This is a genomic window from Acinetobacter sp. USHLN143 (assembly GCF_037145695.1).
In the GTDB taxonomy this organism is placed as follows: domain Bacteria; phylum Pseudomonadota; class Gammaproteobacteria; order Pseudomonadales; family Moraxellaceae; genus Acinetobacter; species Acinetobacter fasciculus.
The window spans coordinates 1-239 of record NZ_JBBCWZ010000300.1 but is presented as its reverse complement, the minus strand read 5'-3'; the positions used below and the strand labels follow the sequence as shown (position 1 = coordinate 239).

Genomic DNA, 239 nt, shown 5'->3' with positions numbered 1-239 from the left:
GGTCCCCTGCTTTCTCCCGTAGGACGTATGCGGTATTAGCATCCCTTTCGAGATGTTGTCCCCCACTAATAGGCAGATTCCTAAGCATTACTCACCCGTCCGCCGCTAGGTTAAGTAGCAAGCTACTTTTCCCCGCTCGACTTGCATGTGTTAAGCCTGCCGCCAGCGTTCAATCTGAGCCATGATCAAACTCTTCAGTTTAATACTATGTAGTGCCTTAAAGGGCACCAATCTTGGCT

The 239-nt window shown here is 49.8% G+C and carries 1 rRNA gene; it reads right to left on the bottom strand.

The window, feature by feature from the left end:
- A 16S ribosomal RNA gene (locus WFH18_RS18155) occupies positions 1-201 on the bottom strand; the annotation flags it as partial.
- Between the last annotated feature and the right edge of the window lie 38 nt (positions 202-239).